General features: G+C 62.1%; 8 protein-coding genes and 1 pseudogene. 6 read left to right on the forward strand and 3 right to left on the reverse strand.

Annotated elements, in window-relative coordinates:
- Positions 1-16: 16 nt before the first annotated feature.
- The 3 genes from HS122_16870 to HS122_16880 form a co-directional block, all read right to left on the reverse strand.
- Complete coding sequence (locus HS122_16870; GenBank protein MBE7540069.1) at positions 17-3,184, reverse strand: TonB-dependent receptor; 3,168 nt, start codon at positions 3,182-3,184, stop codon at positions 17-19.
- A 145-nt stretch (positions 3,185-3,329) separates the two neighbouring features.
- The gene (locus tag HS122_16875) at positions 3,330-4,364 is read right to left on the reverse strand and encodes a FecR domain-containing protein (GenBank protein ID MBE7540070.1); all 1,035 of its coding nucleotides are present in this window, start codon (positions 4,362-4,364) and stop codon (positions 3,330-3,332) included.
- Positions 4,365-4,402: 38 nt separating this feature from the next.
- A complete protein-coding gene (locus HS122_16880) occupies positions 4,403-4,993 on the reverse strand; it encodes a sigma-70 family RNA polymerase sigma factor (GenBank protein ID MBE7540071.1) in 591 nt (196 codons plus the stop codon).
- A gap of 526 nt (positions 4,994-5,519) precedes the next feature.
- Here HS122_16880 and HS122_16885 point away from each other — a divergent pair.
- From HS122_16885 to HS122_16910, 6 genes and pseudogenes are all read left to right on the forward strand, one after another.
- Positions 5,520-10,082, forward strand: coding sequence for a putative Ig domain-containing protein (locus HS122_16885; protein MBE7540072.1), 4,563 nt, complete (start codon positions 5,520-5,522; stop codon positions 10,080-10,082).
- 997 nt (positions 10,083-11,079) lie between these two features.
- Positions 11,080-11,523 carry a transcriptional regulator gene (locus tag HS122_16890; protein ID MBE7540073.1) on the forward strand — a complete coding sequence of 148 codons (444 nt, stop codon included), beginning with the start codon at positions 11,080-11,082 and terminating at the stop codon, positions 11,521-11,523.
- 4 nt (positions 11,524-11,527) lie between these two features.
- On the forward strand, positions 11,528-11,911 hold the full coding sequence (locus tag HS122_16895) for a hypothetical protein (protein MBE7540074.1): 384 nt from the start codon (positions 11,528-11,530) through the stop codon (positions 11,909-11,911).
- A gap of 670 nt (positions 11,912-12,581) precedes the next feature.
- Positions 12,582-12,863 (forward strand): antibiotic biosynthesis monooxygenase, encoded by a 282-nt coding sequence (locus HS122_16900; GenBank protein MBE7540075.1) that lies wholly within the window; start codon positions 12,582-12,584, stop codon positions 12,861-12,863.
- 227 nt (positions 12,864-13,090) lie between these two features.
- A pseudogene (locus tag HS122_16905) lies at positions 13,091-13,980 on the forward strand (dienelactone hydrolase family protein).
- Positions 13,981-14,279: 299 nt separating this feature from the next.
- A complete protein-coding gene (locus HS122_16910) occupies positions 14,280-17,552 on the forward strand; it encodes a HEAT repeat domain-containing protein (GenBank protein MBE7540076.1) in 3,273 nt (1,090 codons plus the stop codon).
- Position 17,553 lies beyond the last annotated feature (1 nt).

Below are 17,553 nucleotides of genomic sequence, written 5' to 3' on the forward strand. Positions count from 1 at the left end.
GGCCGGCCTGCGCCGCTCAGAACCTTTTGCGAAGTGTGATCGTGTAGCGGGCCAGCCGCGGGTCGCCGTAGGCACTGTACGATGTGGTCGTGGACGCGGACGCGAGGATCGGCGGCTCGGTGTTGAAGATGTCCTGCACCCCAACGGTCACCCGGGTGTAGTTGAGAAACCGTTGCCAACGTCCGGTGGCATACCCGAATTCATAGCCGCCATACACATCATGGTAAACCTGGCTAGGGACCTTTGCCGTCCCATTGTTCAGGATAAGGCTGGCGATGGCCGCCGCCGATCCGGTGGCGGAATAGCCGAGGTAGGAATCGTAATATTGCAGGTTCCAGCCCGCGGACCATCGGCCACGTTTCCAATCGAGGCCCGCATTGCCGCGCCAGCGCAGAGGCCCGGTGAAGCCAACTTGGTTGACCAAGGGTGTGTTGGGCAGGATTTGAAGGGAAAACTGGGGCTGGTAGGTCGCGACAACATAGGGATGAAAGCTCCCCAGTGCGCCAATCTTGCGCTCGTAGTCCAACTGGAAATCATACGCCAGGAGCCTCCGCTTGGCCAAGTTTATGAATTGAGTGGAAAGCGCCAGGATCCGTCCCCCGGTGTAGCCCAGGGCCTGATCAGCCGCCGTGAGCGGTGCCCGCAACACGCGCCATGGAATCTGGCCCTCGTAGTCCAGATCCTGCTGAGGGCTCAGGGTTGTAATCTCATTCCGTTTGTCGATTTGAGTCACGTCCACCGACAACCGGAGCCCGGACATGAAACGTGGCGCATAGAGGATGCCCGCCGACAGGCTCCGAGAAAGTTCGGGATCCAAGGACGGGTTTCCGCCTTGGTTGAGGGTGATTGGACCGGTGCTCGCCAGACCCCCTCCGCGCTTGGGATCCATGAGATTAACGCCCGTAGAGGCAAAGGACAGAAAGCTGCCCAACTGATTGAGCGAAGGCGGCAGAAAGCCCGTGCCCCAACTCACCCGGAAAGAGATGTCCCTGACCGGCGAGTATTTGAACCCGGCCATGCTGCTATAGTCATGCAGTTTCCGAATCAGATAGGTGAAGGAGCCGGGGCCTGGGTCGTTCGGCCCCGAAACCGTGATCGTGCTTGTGTCGGGCCGACACATCGAGCGATAGGTGTCGTAGCGCACCGAGCCTTGGAATTCCAGTGCGCGCAGGAACGAAGTGTTCTTCTCGGAAAAGACCGGCACATGTGTTTCCAGATAGGCTGCACCCTGATCGACCGCCGTCCGTGGATACCAAGAAAACGTGCTCGGCACACTCGAGACCGACTTAAGGATCACGGACGGCTGACCCTCCCTGCGCCAATCGACACTGAGTGCCATCGTGAGAGGGCCGGACGGCAGTTGCCAGAGAGGGCCGGCGGCACGCAAGGTGCCTTCCTTACCGATCGTGCCGTAGTCGTAACGCTGCACCTGCTCCGGCATCAGGTAGGGCGTGTAATTCAGAGGATGCACATTCAAGTCGCGCACGACATCCAAGGTGCCGGCGACCAGAGCCGTGGAATAGGAGGGCAACGGGCCGGCTCCGTCGGGATCGCCCACCATGTTGGAGGGCGTGAGAATGAGATAGCGCGCCCGGGTCCAGGTGAGATCGACGCCGATGTTCCAGTCTCGCGGCAGCCGCGCCACCACACCCGCCGCGATGCGGTCGCTGTCGTTTTCCTGCCTGCTGAGGTAGGAGAGGTTGGTGATTGGATAGGCCACCACAATCGGGGTGGTGAATGGGTTGTCGGGCGCGGAGACCGGAAGGGTCACGGAAGTGGGCGAAGCAAAGACCATGGGAAAACTGCCGATGTTCTCCAGCGATGAAACGTCGACATAGGCCTCGACTTTGGTGCCGAACCGCCGCCGGCCGCCGACCGACCAGCTCCTGATGCTGGGTGTTGACAGCGCGCCAGTCAGTCCGCCCACCAACTGCGAGTCGGGCAGGGCGAGGTTGTAGGACCCCGCCCCTGCCACCAAGGCTGCGCCACCGTCGGAGGCTACACCCGTGTAGCCGGTCGGCACATGGGTATAGGGAGAATTGAGCGCCGTGCCGCTCTTCAGCATCAGGTTTGAGCCGTTCTGGCTGCGAATGTTGGGCGTATAGCCCTGCGGCGGAGTGACACTCGGCCCATAAATCGCCGCCGGATTGTTCGCCAAAAGCAACGCGCGCGAGCGCTGCGCAAAGTCACGGTCCTGCACCAGCAGCGAGGTGCCATCCGAAAAACTGGAACTGAAGGTCAGGAATGTTCTGCCGCCTTGCAGCGAGAGGCTGCCGTTCAGGTCGATCCGGCGCGTGGATGTATCGGTGTCGAAGGTGTTGCCGTAGGACAGGGTGGTCTCGATGCCGGTGTAGTCCTTCTTGGTGATGATGTTGATGACACCGCCGGTGGCGCCGCCGCCGTAGATACCCGAGGCCGTCGATGGCAGAATCTCAATGCGCTCAATCATGCTCAAAGGGATGCCATTGACATCACCCTGCGCGGTGCCGTTGCCTGCAGGGCCAACGTTTAGGGAAGGGATGCGCCGGCCGTCTACAAGGATGAGGGTCTGGTTCACGCCGAGTCCCCGCAGATTGACGGAGCTGTAGCTGTAGGAGCCCTGATTTCTAAGGGGCGTGCCGGCCCCGCTATTATTCATTGGCAGGCGGGTGCGGAAGAACTCGTCCAGGTTGGTGGCATTGGACTGCTCGATCTGGTCGCGACCGAAGACCACATATGGCTGCACGTCATCGCGCGTGCGCGGGAGGTCGGCGTTGATCGATTTCAAACCGAAGACCTCGAACTTGTTGAGTATCACCTTTCCGTCTTCAACCCTCGCCGGCACCTCATCGCTTTGGGGCCGGCGTGGGGCGTTTGGGTCGGGGACCCTCACCAGGCTCAACGCACCATTGGTGCGATCAGACACCACCTTCAATTCGGTCCCCTCCACCATCCGGTCGAGTGCCTCTCGCGGGGTGAGGTAACCATTCACAGCCTTGGTGGCGACGCCGGTCACGGCTTCTGCGGAATAGAGCAACTGCTCGCTGGACTGCTTGGCGAACTGCTTGAGCGCCGGCAAGGCCTCGCCCGCCGGGATGTCGAATGTCCTTTTCACCGCGGCCGCGAAGGAGGTGATGGACAGGCCAATGACACAGACAAGCGCAGCCGGTGCTGCGCGCAGGAATCGAGGTGTGCGGGTGATCATGAGATGAACCGCGAAAGCACGCGGGTTGACGGAACCACGCGCCATCACGGCAAACACCCTACGCAAGGGTGGCGAAGATTTTCACGGTTGGCCTGCCAGACCTGAGCAACACTCGGGCGAATCTCCGCTTGGACGAGAGAGGCCACTACCGCGCGGCACGCAGAATGGAGGCGGACTCGGTTTCCTCCACGCGCACCCCGTAGTTGTCGTGCAGCATGCGTACGAAGCCAGCCGGGTCATCTGACCGGAATGATCCGCCGAAGCATTTTGCGGCGAGATCCGGATCGGCAATGGCCAGTTGATGCCGGTTGTAGCGGTTGAATTCGGCGACGATTCCGCGGAGTGGAGCCAGTTCAAACTCGAGGCGTCCCTCCCGCCACGCCAGTTCGCGCCGGACTTCCTCCGAAGATACCGCCGCGCCGGCGCTGGCTGGCAGCACCGCCTCGACCCGGGCGGCGGGTGCGGGCCGCGCCACCACGACTTTCTGGTTGGCGGTGAGGACCGGCGCACCAAAGGCGTCCATCGTGGCGCTGTCCACGTCGGGAGCGTGCGCAAGCAGACTGTGGCCGGAAACGGCATCATCCACGCGGACGCGTCCTTCCGTTACCAACACCTCGATGGCGTGATCATCCAGCCGCACGTTGAACGCGGTGCCGACGGCCCGGACGGAAACGCCACCGGCCTCGACGATGAAGGGACGGGCGGGATTCCTCGCCACGGTGAAGTGTGCTTCGCCACGTTCGAGTCGCACGAGCCTTTCGGCTGGGCTGAAGTCAGCCGCGAGAACGCTGTCCGTATTCAGCGCAACCAAGGTGCCGTCGGGCAAATTCAGGGTGCGCAGACCTCCGACCTGGGTCGTGATTTCCCCGGAGTAGTGCGCGGGGTGCCAGTAACCGACGTAGGCAAGCGCGATTGCTGCTGCGGCGGCGCACGACAGTGCCCACGCGCGCAGCAACCGGTGGGTTGGAGCAGCTGGCACCGCGGGCGGCGCAAGCACAGTGGCGGCGGCTCCGCGTCCGAGAAGATTCCAGGTGCCGGCGAGTTCGTTGAAGATCTCCGCGTGGCGGGGGTCCGCGGTTAGCCAGGCTTCGAACTCGGCTTCCTGCTCCGGGCTCAGTCCGCGATCGCAGCGGCTGAACCAGTCGAGCGCGGCCTGCTCCCGGGCGTTTGGCGCGGGCATGGGTGTCGGCGATGAGGAAAACGGCGAGGACATTGCGGTCAGTGATTCATCGATGGCGAGGCCCGGGCGAGGCGTTCGCGGGTGACTCCACGGACGAGCAGGAACTGGCGGCAGCGGAAAACAGCGAGGCACAACTGGGCGTCCACGGTGTTCGCCGAAATGCCGAGACGTGCGCCGATCTCGCGGTGCGAGAGGTCGTGAAAGCGGCGAAGCGTGAGAATTTCGCGGCAGCGCGGCGGCAGGGCGGCGATGGCCTCGTGGAGAATGGCGAGTTCCTGCTCATGGGAGAATTTTTCGGCCGCATCGGGTCTTTCCTCCACCACGGGCAGGCGCTCGATATTCCCTATGGCGTCGGTCATCGACGCCTTCTGATGCCTCAGGATGTCAATGGCGGCGTTGCGGGCCGTGGCGAAGAGGTAGGGCCGGACTTCGCGGAGCTGTCCCGCCGAACGGGCGCGGAGCACCCGGGCGTAGGTTTCCTGGACCAGGTCGTCCACGTCGGCGAGTCCGGGAAATCGTCCGCGCAGGAACGCGCGCAGGGCGGGCTCGTGGGGCTGCACCTGCTCCGCGAACCACCGCGCATGGTCGGTGGCGTCGATCTGGCCGAACGCGGGCTGAGGCGGGTTCACGCTGGGAAAAGCGGGCAGCCGACACCCGTTGCGGGAGAAACGCAAGCGGACCAGCCACTGTGTCCGGAAAAACACTTTTCTTGAAAATTTGTTTAGGGTGTCCTGCCGGCTCACTCGTTATAGCACTGGCCGGAGGAGGCTGCGCGCCTCGCGATCATGGGCCGCCGTGGAGAACTTGCCAGCGCCGTTTCGCAACGCACGTCTCCCGGGCACAACAGAGCGTGCCCCTCCAAATGGTGAAAGATCAGTGGTCAATTTTCTGCGGTCAGTTTCTGAACTCGGCCCGCCGAAATCCGGTTCGTATTCGTTTCTATCCGTGATCATGACTCCGGAGACTTTCATCCCGTCTGGATCGTCATCGGCGGCGCGCAGTGTATCCCTTGACAGATAAAGTGATCACTGGGTTGCGAAAATGTGGATTGACCGCTGCCCTGTCAGGATCGGTCTCCAGGCACACCTTCCGGACGCCGCTCATGCAATTCCGTTGAGCAGCCCGGACCCGACCTTTTCACCTCAAGACGCAACCATGAATCCGAAAATCCGGCGCAACAAACCTTTCACGCAGTACGCATGGATGACGGCGCTGCTCATTGCCATGAGCGCATTTGTCTTCACTGCGCAAGCGCAGGCTCAGGACTGGCTGCCGGCGGCGAATCGCTACAGGGGCGTTTACGACAACAAACTCATCGGCAACTACGGCATTCAGTTTCAACGCGTCATCACCTGGAATGAGGGCAGGGCCGATGCCGGCAAGCGCGGATGGATCGTCACCGGCCAGGACGAAAACGGCGTGCGGGTTTCCCGCGATTATGGCGCCACATGGACGCATCCGCGCCTGTCCGGGTTGTTCTGCTCAAAGATTGCCGGGCTGTATCTGAATTCCGACGATGATCTGTTTGTCGCCCTGGGAGGGCAGTTCAGCTCGCAGGATTTTGTCACGATTTCAGTCGACGGCATTTATGTGGGTGACAGCAGCCTCACTCGCGCGAAACGCGTTGAAATCACGCGCCCGAGCGGACCCGGGCCGGACGCTCCAGGCGGCAAGCGCGCGTTCACCGAAGTCTCGTACGCGGGCAACAGCGTCATCCGCAGCAGCAATTTTGTGGCGCGCCGGCCGCAGACGGGCGGGTTGTCGGATGCGGATCGGCCGATCTGGGCGCTTGAGCAGATCCTGACCGACGGCAGCATCAGTTACATCGCTCTGTACAAGAGCACGGACGCCGGGGCTTCTTTCCAGTTTGTTCAGGAGCTTCCTGTCTCGCAGTATGCCTCCGGCAACGATGGCATCTACCACATCCTCGCCGCTCCGAACGGTGATGTCGCCATCCTCGGAAAACGGGGGCTGTGGGTGTCGCGGGACATGGGAGCCACCTTCACAAGGAAATTCCCTTCCAGCGGCAGCGTAGAAATCTCCGCGGGGTACTTTTTCGGCGGCGGAGCGGCCGCGCCTTCGGGCATGCGCATCGGAGTGTACGCAGCGAACGCCGACGGCGGCGTCTGGGAGACATCGGACATTCGTTCTGTCGCTTTTGCCAAACCCAATGGAAACAACGGCCTGCCCGCAAACTATCGGGTCTGGCATTTGGGCGGTTCGCCGGCGAACCCGGACAGGCTGGCGGTCTGCACCGACCTGCAGCCGGGGCTGCCGCCCTTTCTCAGCTCCGACGGCGGCAGAAATTTCACCGTCATTGAGGAGATAACGGGAAGCGGAGACGAAGCCTGGCGGTACAATGTCCGGCGCGGGCACGCCGGCTTTCATTTCTGTCCCACGGATGAATTCAAGTGCCTTATTCCGACGTTTCAGACCATGGCCCGCTCCCTCGACGGAGCGGAGCGCTCGGATGGAGACCTGGTCTCGGGATTCGACGGCATGCACACGAAAGGCAACGGATTCGATGCCTGGGGCGGCGACTGGAGGAAGATGCTGCGGGTCTGCCAGGATTCATTCGTCAACTCTTCGTACGGCGGAATGCATTGGGTTGCATCGGCCGGACTTGGAACCGGTTCGCCGGCCTTCAAGGATGCTCTTGGCGCGGCGGGTGCTGGGACCACGGGTTACGTCTCCGGCGCCGGCGGTGTCATTTGCCCGAACAACCGCGTCATTGCGGGAGCCAACCGGAACTCCGGGGGGCAATCGAATGTAATGGTGATCCTCGATCTCAATCCCGATGGCACCGTTGCCTCCTACACGCTCGAAAGTTCGCAGCTTAAATCGCGCGCCACGCACAGTCGAAGAAGCCCCAAAAATCCCGACGTGGCCTTTGTCGGCCGCTGGGCGATCAGCAATCTTGGCGCACCGAATCCTGCTGACATCGTCTTCACTGACCACAACAGCCACGAGATTTTCGACTGCCTCATGGATGGCGGCACCCTCGTCTCCTACTGGGCGAACGTCAGATCAGGGGGAACTCGAAGTGGAACGGAGATCTACCGGTCGACACACGACACCGGTGCGAACAATCAGACTATTCCCTGGTACATTCTGCCGACATCCTCATTTGTCGAACGCGCCATCTGCGCGGATTGTTTCAATCCGGAGCGCGTGCTCTATGTGCGGAATGATGACCGCAACGTGATCCGCGAAATCAGGCGCGTGGGTGCTGACCTGGTTGATTCGCCTCTGCGAAATTCCAGCGGACAGCCGGTCAACCTGCGCACCATGGCGGGCGGGATGCTCGACATTCTCACGACTGAGATCGGCTCCGCGGTCACGGTGCCGCCCGTGGCCACGGCGATCACGCAGCTCATCGCAGATCCCAACCAGCCCGGCGTCTTCTACGCCATCGCTGGTCTGCATGGCATGCCGAACTGGTGGAGGACGGTCGACAATGGAGTGACTTGGACGAACATTTCCGGTGACGCACCGAGGACGCTGTGGACGGGCGTGGTTCATCCGATGACGGGAGAGGTTATGGGTTTCAGCTCGATGGGTGAACACATTCACAGGTCCCCGGACGTTTACCCCGATCTGCCCGATCGCGATGCCCTGACCAGGCAGATGAAGGAGTATTTCGCAGATGTGCCGAAGGCGCCAGTCCTCTCCGCCGTGGGTCGGCTCGCAGCCGGAACGGAAGCCATCCAGCCCGCGCTTCCGACCGGGATCGAGGCCGGGGACATTCTACTGCTGATCGCCGAGACCGCCAATGAAGTGATCCACATCGCCGATGCCAACGGTGGATCGTGGACCCCAGTTGCCGGCACTCCGCAGGGAACCGGGTCACCGGGCGCTCCGGACGCCACTCGCCTTACCGCTTTCTGGTCGCGCTACAATGGCACGCAGGGAGCTCCGATGCTTTCCGACTCCGGAGATCATCAGATGGCCCGCATCCTGTCGTTTCGCGGGGCGGTCGCATCCGGCGATCCTTTCGACTCCGCCGCTTCAGGTGTCGAAGCGACGGCGGGGACAAGCGCGAACATTCCGGGAGCAACCACGCGCGCAGCGAACACCCTGCTGGTACTTGCAGCGACAGGCAGCCTACCGAATGCAAACGGCACGGCCAATTTCTCGGCATGGTCAAATGAAGATCTTGTCGCATTGAAGGAACGCTCGGATGAATCTTCCGATGCTGGCAACGGGGGATCCCTTGGCATTGCCACGGGAATTCTTGCCGAAGCAGGAGCCTGCGAAAACACGCGCGTCACCCTCGCCGTGTCGGGATCCCGGAGCCTTCTCAGTCTTGCCATAAAACCTGCGAGCGGATCCAACAGCGCGCCTTTGATAACAACAACCGCGCTGCCGAATGGTGTTCTCGGGCAGGCCTACAGCAGCAGGCTCGCGGCGAGTGGCGGGGACGGCGCGCTCGTGTGGAGCCTGGCATCAGGCAGTCTTCCGGCTGGACTGAGCCTTTCGGGCGAAGGCATCATCAGCGGCACTCCAACAGTCTATGGCGGTCCGATTGTTTTCACGGTTCGGGTTTCCGATGTTGATGGAAGCACTGGTGCCAGTGACGAGGACACCCAGACTCTGGGCATGGCGATTGATCCAGGCGTCAATGGGGTCTTTGCGTCCAGTCAGGATGTCGGCTCTCCTGTCCGCGCGGGCTCCGTCAGCTACAATTCATCAACGGGTGGCTACACGATTTCCGGTGGCGGGGCAGATATCACTGGAATGTCGGATCAATTCCATTTCGTGCATCAGTCGTGGGAGGGGGATGGCCGGATTGTTGCGCGGGTGACATCCGTTCAGAATACACACCCGTCGGCAAAGGCCGGTCTCATGTTTCGCGGAGGCACCGCCGCAAACGCAGTCAACGTCAATATCGCGCTCAGCGCCTCGGGTGGCACGCAGCTTTCGCATCGCGAACAGACTGGAGGGGAGACGATGGAGGACGCGCATGTATCCGGGGTTTCGGCCCCCTATTGGCTGAGATTGGAGCGCGTGGGGGACAGGTTCACAGCATGGCAGTCGCCCGATGGGCTTCTCTGGTTCCAGTCGGGCTCAACCTTGTTTGCGATGGCGGACAGTGCAGAGGTGGGGCTGGCCGTCACCTCGCATGACAACGCACAGTTGAATGCCTCAACCTTCGAATCTGTCAGTGTGACGAAGCCGCCCGATTGGTTCTCCGCCGACATCGGGTACATCGGATCAACGGGCAATACGGTTCATGACCGTGGAACCGACGTGATCACATTGAACAGTTCCGGAGCCGACATCGGCGGATACGCGGATGCGTTTCAATTTCACTATCTGGAAGCAAGGGGAGACACGACCATTGTCGCCGAAATATCCGCCGTTGAAAACTCCCACCCTGATGCGAAGGGCGGGGTGATGATCCGGGCGAATCTTTCGAGTGGATCATCGCATGCGTATCTTGGAATCTTGGCTGGAGGCGGCATCGAATTCCGCTTCCGCAAGGCCGAAGGCGGCGGCACGTCGCAGGAGGTCGACGCGGACGTCGCAGCACCGCGATTCGTCAAACCTCGTTCGCGCTGGATCAACATTCCGCGTCATCACCCCCGATGGCGGCATTTGGACACAGCTGGTCAGCCCGCAACCATCCCGATGAATGAAGCCGCATGTGGGCCTTTGCGTCGTTCCATCGTCAACCGCCGTTCCTCTTCAAGTCCGCTTTCGAAAGCGTGTATGTGAAGTAGCGCTCCCGGGGAAATTTGCATCGGCCGGGCGCATGCTTGCGGGATCTCTCCATAGGGCGTATGGAGGAGGGCGCGCCGTTGCACCCGAGGATGGGCGTGAAGTTTGTCGCCGGACCATCTCCACACGGGCATGACAAGGTTCGAGGCAGGCCGTCGACGGCGCGGCCGCGGCAGGCGGTTCCATTCCCATTTGAATCATGTGTTGCCGATTCCGCCATGGCATCAAGCGGAATAGCGCCTTCCCGCTGGTCATTGTGTGCCGAGACTTATTGATGCGAATGATGATGTGTGCCCCGCGGTCTCCGGACTGACACAAGTACGAAAAGTGAGGTTTGACCCCTTTGGCTTGAGAAGCCGTGGAAACGGTTTGATTCGGACATGTGGTTACACTTTGTCCGGGGACATAGGTTACTTTATGATGCCTAAAATTGACCTTTGTGTAGCAGCGCAACACCACTAGCCAGGCCAGCATCGGAGACGATGCGAAGAAAGGTCGGCTGTGGACGTTTTACCCATGAAAACCCGATACGCCCTTTTTGAAAGCCTCCGATTGTCAGTCTCGCCATGCTGTCCGTCTAGAGCATGTCCGAAAACATGCATTCTTGATGGCAAGAATGTAACCCATCACCATGGACAATCTGTCACCTATCACTCCGGATCATACCAACCGCGGTTTCCACGTGCGACGAACCTCGGCCGGAACTTGGTCGTGTGGAATTTCCCCTCGTAGCACCGGGGCGGAATCTTCGCGGCCCTCGCCGAGAAATGGGCGAACAATGCGGACATGGCTTCACGTCGATGACCCCGCGGACCTCCGCCCTCAAATCGTCAGAATTCCGCTGTGTCTCGGTGGTCGGAATGGTCCGCGTGGCCTCCTCCTCCTGCCACCCCACCCGGAAATCCCGTGGCGAGTCAAAGGGCTGCAACTGGATTTGACAGCCCTGCCCTGACGGTGCTACACTAGTTACAAGAGTTACCATAGGAGGAAAACCATGAAAACAACCGGATCGATGGTCATCAGCATGCGTCTGCCGCTCCACAGCGGGAAGCGCCTCAAGCGCATGGCGGCCACCCACGGCTGGACGCCGAGCGACGCCAGCGCCCGCCTGGTCGAGGAAGGGCTGCGCCGCGCCGATTTTGCCTTCATCGACTTCCGCGACACCAAGGCCGGCCGGCAAGCCTGCGTGCAGGGCAGCTCGCTGGCCGTGTGGGAAATCATGCTGCTCGCCCGCGCGCACGGCACCAAGGCCGCCGTGGTCGCGAAGCACCTGCGCTGGCCCGAGGCCAAGGTGCAGGCGGCCTTCAACTATGCCCGCGCCTACCCGGACGAGATCGACGCCGCACTCGCCGAGCACGACGAGACGGGCTTCGACACCCTGTCGCGGATGCTGCCGCAGGCGCGGGAGTTTGTCGGTCGCGGTCCCACCGGAGATTGATCCCGTGCTGAGGCTCCTGCTCGACGAGCACGTATCGCCGGACGTGGCGGACGGCCTGCGCCGCCGGCCCAAGGCGCCGGCGGCCATCGGCCTCGCCGAATGGGAGGACGGCCGGTTCCTCGGCGTGTCCGACGAGCTGACTCTCGCCGCCGCCGCGGAGCAAAACCTCACGCTCGTGACCTACGACTGCAAGACCATCCCGCCCCTGCTCAAGGCCTGGGCGGAGGAAGGCCGTGCGCACGGCGGTGTGATCTTCGTCGATGACAAGACCATCGCGCCGTCCGACATCGGCGGGTTAGTGCGCGCCCTTGCGGAACTCGCGCGCGATCTCGCCAAGGCCGACATGACGGACGCGGTGATTTTCCTGCGCCGGGAAAAGCGGCCCTGACGCGAACCTGCCGGATTTGGGCGTGCCGTGGCGCGTTCTTTGGTATGAGCGATCAAAAGAGGGTCAGCCTTGAATGGCACTAAGTTAAATGATGGAGAGACTAGCACTGGCCACTGGGAAGAAATCGGGCGAAGCCGAGTACGGCGACGATCAAGCTGGAGGTGCAGGCAGCGGGATTCATGGGTTGGTGCGGCGGAAAACTTGCGGATGCGCGTTCCATATTGCCGGAGAGCGCGGACAAAAGGCGCCGGAATGCCGACGCCGGTTTTTGCGGACAACTCGAATGCGATATTGGGTGAAAGCTTCCCCGTCGCGTTGGGATATTCGATATTCTGGTCCAAGAGCGGAAATGATGCTTGGAGTGGAGAGTCGTGAAGTCGTGTGCATGAAATCGAACGCAGTTCGTCTCATCTCCATGCGCCCCTGAGGGTGCCGCCGATTCACCCCGTGTTGCATTTCTTGAAATGCGGTCGAGACCAATTGCCAGGACATCTTGGCTGAATTGGCGGCCCGCATAGGCCGCTCAGGGCATTGACCCGGACCGGCGATGTACCGGGTCGCGGTCGGATCCCTGTTGCTTTCACCTCAAGGTGGACTGCTTTCCGCTCGCCCGCGCGCGGCGCATGGCTGAATCTTTCTTCGCCGGCGGCTACGCGGCTGCCGGTTTCTTATGGAGCACGTTCTGATCATCCACGAGGTCGCTGACTATGACGCCTGGAAAAGGGTGTTTGATGACGCTGCAGGGATTCGAAAGGCGGCCGGCGAACGCTCGTATCAGGTTCTTCGCTACGAAAATGAACCAAGGAGGATCGTCCATTTTTCGGCGTGGACGTCGGCTGCGGCGGCGCGGGCTTTCTTCGAGAGCCCTCGTCTGGTGCAGATCCGCAAGGATGCGGGTGTCAGGGCGCCGGACTTCATCTACCTCAAGGAGCTGGAGTCCGGCACGCTTTGACGAAGTCTCTTGGTTTTTCCCTGGTCCCCTCTGTGTGTCTGCACGTCCGTTGTGCTTTGCCGTTTGCTAGAATCGGCCAAGCCAGGTGAGCGGATCGGACGCACTGGGAATGACGGCAGCGAGTCATCGTTGAAGCCCGCTGGCCGGACATCGGAGTTTGCTTCCGGGAATAGCGCCGGCACGATTCATCCGGTCATCGGTCAGTCCCACCTCAACCCCAGAACACCATGAAAGGTCCCACTGCCCGGGAATTCGACCAGGAACTCCTGGATCTCTACGACTACTACGCACACGGCCAGATTGACCGCCGGACTTTCTTGGACCGCGCGGCGAAATTTGCCGTCGGCGGCATCACGGCGGCGGCCTTGCTGGACATGCTCAGCCTGCAATACGCGTTTGCCAGCCAGGTGCCGAAGGACGACGGCCGCGTCATGTCTTCCTACGTGAACTATGAGTCGCCGGATGGCAGCGGCGGGATGCGCGGCTTGTTCGCCAAACCCGCCGGGGCGACCGGACCAACCGCGGGAGTCGTGGTCGTCCATGAAAATCGCGGCCTCAATCCCTACATTGAGGACGTGGCCCGTCGGGTGGCGCTCGCCGGCTTCGTCGCCTTCGCCCCCGACGCCCTTTACCCGCTCGGCGGCTATCCCGGCAACGACGACGAAGGGCGCAAGATGCAGCAGAAACTCGATGGCAAAAAGTCACCGAGGACTTTGTCGCGGCCACGAGGTTTCTGCAGACCCACTCGGAATGCAACGGATCGATCGGCGTCACCGGATTCTGTTTCGGAGGCGGCATGGCCAACACGCTGGCCTGGCGTCTGCCCGAAATCGTCAGGGCCGCGGTTCCCTACTACGGAGGCCAGCCGTCCGCGGAGAACGCCGCGAAAATCAAGGGCTCGCTCCTGCTGCACTACGCGGAGCTCGACACCCGGGTCAACGCGGGATGGCCCGACTACGAAAAAGCCCTGAAGGCGGCGGGCATCGACTATCAGGCGTTCATCTACCCTGGCGTGCACCATGGGTTTCACAACGACACCACGCCCCGCTACAATAAGGCGGCGGCCGAATTGTCGTGGAGGCGCACGATCGAGTTTTTAAAGAACAAACTGGCGTAAGGCGGGGCGTCAGCCCCGATGCTTGATGCGTCGTTCCTCATTGATCTCAAACGTGATATTGGCACGGGTGCCGCGGGACCTGCGATGGACTGGCTTCGCAGGAGTCGCGGTGCACGGCAGCGCGCCTTGCTGATCAGCTGCGTGTTGGCTGTTCGGAGTTAACGTATGCCAGCGTTCTGCGTCCGCCGGGCAAATCCGATTTGCGGACTTTGACGGAAACCGGCAGATTGGGGGGCTCAATGACCTCTTGTTCCCCGATCCTCCGTGGTGCTGCGTGTATCGCCTTGTTTGTTGCCGGAATGGGCACCCTTTCAATCCGTGCCGCGGCGAATGGGGAGGGTGGGCTGGCGCTCGTGAAGTGGTCGGGCGCAATCAATGTACCCGATCCCGTGGCCTGCAGCGTGGATCCGCAGGGGCGGGTCTATGTCACCTCGACAACGCGCCGCAAGGCCGCGGATCTCGACATCCGCGAGCACCTGATGTGGGTTCCAGACGATGTCGCATTGACGAGCGTGGATGAAAAGCGCGCCTTCCTGAAGCGGGAGCTGGCACCGGGAAAACTGCGGGTGCCGCGCGGGATGCTGAAGGACCACAATGGCGACGGCTCCATCGACTGGCATGACCTGACCGCCTTGAAGGAACGCGTGTACCAGATGCGCGACACCGATGGCGATGGCGTGGCCGATCGCCTGACTGTGTTTGCCGAGGGATTCAACAGCGAGGTCAATGGAATCGCCGCGGGCGTGCTCTATCACGACGGCTGGGTGTATGTCACGGTGGCGCCTGAACTCTGGCGGCTCAGGGACACCGATGACGACGGCGTCGCGGACATCCGCGAACTCGTGGTGAGCGGCATGGGCCTGCATTTCGGCTACGCCGGTCATGACATGCACGGGCTGATGGTGGGACCTGACGGCCGGATTTATTGGAGCAACGGCGACAAGGGTGTGAACGTGACCACGAAGGACGGGCGCCACTTTTTTTATCCCAATGAAGGGAGCGTCTTCCGCATCGAACCCGATGGAAGCGGATTCGAGGTTTATGCGCACGGCCTTCGCAATGTGCAGGAGCCGGCGTTCGATGATTTTGGAGATCTCTTCGGCGTGGACAACGACGCGGACATGAACGGGGAGCGGGAGCGTTTTGTCTGCATTCTTGAAGGCTCCGACAGCGGGTGGCGGTGCAACTACCAGTACATGATGGAGCAGAGCCCATGGATGCGGGAGCTCCTGTGGAAACCCGCGTTTGACGGACAGAGTGCCCATCACCTGCCGCCGCTTTCAAACTACTCCGACGGTCCGGCGGGTTTTCGTCATGATCCGGGCACCGCGCTTTCAGGAGCGCAGCGCGGCATGTTCCTCCTGAATGAGTTTCCCTCGGGAAAAATGCGGGGCTTCCGTGTGGAGGAGACAGGGGATTCCTACCGGATGGTTGATGCGCGCATCCTTCATGAGGGGGTGATGGGCATCGGCATGGCCTGGCATCCCGATGGATCGCTGATGATGGTGGACTGGATCGGCGGCTATCCGCTCGACGGGCTGGGGGCGGTCTGGAAGGTGGACGCCGCTTCGGGGGTGGATGTGGAGGAGCGGCGCCAGACGCAGGCGATCTTGTCCGCGGGATTCGACCAGCGGTCGCTAAATGAGCTGAAGACCCTGATGGCGCATCGCGACCAGCGTGTGCGTCAGGGTGCACAATTCGCGCTCGCGGCGAGGAATGACGCGGTGACGCTGCTGGCCATGGCGTCGGATGCGAAAGGCGCGCTGCTGGGGCGCATACATGCAATCTGGGGTTTCGGACAACTGCTCAGACGGCGGGCGGCCGCTGTGGATGACATGGTGCCGCTTGCGCGGGACACCGAGCCCGAGGTTCGCCGGCAGGTCGTCCGCATTCTGGGAGACGCGCCGCTGACCTCGGAGTCGACCTCTGCGATGATAGCGTGCCTCGCCGATGAATCCGCGCGGGTTCGTGTTCAAGCTGCGATCGCGCTGGGCAAGAAGCATGTCGCCGAAGCGGCGAATGCGCTTTGGCGGTACGCGGATGCTGCGGGCAACGATCCCGTTGGCCGCCACGCAGCCGTCTTTGCGCTTGCGGGATGCGCGCGACCGGAAGAACTCGCGGGCAGGAAGAATGCCGCGTCCGCCGCTCAGCGCATGGCTGCCGTGCTTGCCTTGCGCAAGCTCGCGTCGCCGCGCATAGCGGAGTTTCTCGCGGACCCGGAGCCGCGGATTGTGGCGGAGGCGGTGCGCGGCATCCACGACGATCGTGGTATTCCCGACGCTCTTCCCGCGCTTGGCGCGCTGCTTGACGACAACCCTTCCGAAGATGCCGTCGCGAGGCGAGCCATCAATGCCTGCTTGCGCCTGGGTACGGAGGGTGCGGCGAAGCGCCTTCTCGCGTATTCACTCAATGCGTCCGCTGAGACGGAATATCGTGCCATCGCGCTCAACGCTCTCTGCGTCTGGCCCGAACCTCCGAGGCTCGATCTGGTGGATGGCTGCGCGCGGACATTTCATCCGGCGCCGATAGCGGAGCAGCTCACGCCCAGGCTTGGCGAACTCCTGGCCGTTGCCGATCCGACACTGAAGTCGCTGGCGATCCGCGTGATGATCGCCCACTCCCTGCGTGCGCGTCCCGAGCAGATCGCCGCGATCGTCCTGGACCCCACGGCTGCCGCCGATCAGCGGGCGCTTGCGCTCAAGCTGCTCGGCGAAAAAGTCCGCGAGCCGGGCGCTGGAGCGAGCGCCATGCAGGCGGCGTTGGACAAAGGATCGCCTGATGCGCTGCACATGGCTGCGATGGAACTGCTGATTCCGAGCGACGCGGCGAAACTGTGCGCCGAAGCGCGAACGGTCCTCGCTGAACGCGGCGTGACGGAAAAGCAGCACACGATTGCACTGCTGGCGCGCGCGGGAGCGGAGAAAGCTGATGCTCTCCTGCTGGAACTTGGACGCGATCTGGCCGCCGGGCGCTGTGATCCGGCGCTGAAGCTCGATGTGATCGAGGCGCTGCGGAGCCGGGCACGGGAGAACGCGGCGCTTGAGGCACCCGTGAAATCGTATGATGCGTCGGCGGAAGGAAAGGCGCATGCGCAACTTCTGCAGGGCGGTGATACCCGCGCCGGTGAAACCATCGTCAACACCCACCTCAATGCGAACTGCCTCGCGTGCCATTCGCTTTCGAACAATGGCGGAAGCGAGGTGGGTCCGAATCTCAGGACAATCGGTTCACAGCGTTCGAGCGCGGAATTGCTGGAGTCGCTTCTGGCGCCTTCGTCGAAGATCGCCCAGGGATTCGGACTCGTGACGGTTGCGCTGCGCGATGGAAGCACGGTCAGCGGCACGCTGGCGAAGGAGGACGGCACGACGGTTTCGGTGCGGCAGTTTGACGGTCGCTATCAGCACATTCCCCGTTCGAACATCAGGGAGCAGAGCGCGGCAGTTTCCATCATGCCACCGATGCTGGGCATACTTGAGCCGCGGGAAATCCGCGATGTCGTCGCGTTTCTTTCCTCCTTGAAGTCAGGGCGGCAGTCGCGTGCGGCGGAGGAAACGGACGTCCGCAAAGAGTAGG

Source organism: Opitutaceae bacterium (genome assembly GCA_015075305.1).
Classification (GTDB): domain Bacteria; phylum Verrucomicrobiota; class Verrucomicrobiia; order Opitutales; family Opitutaceae; genus UBA6669.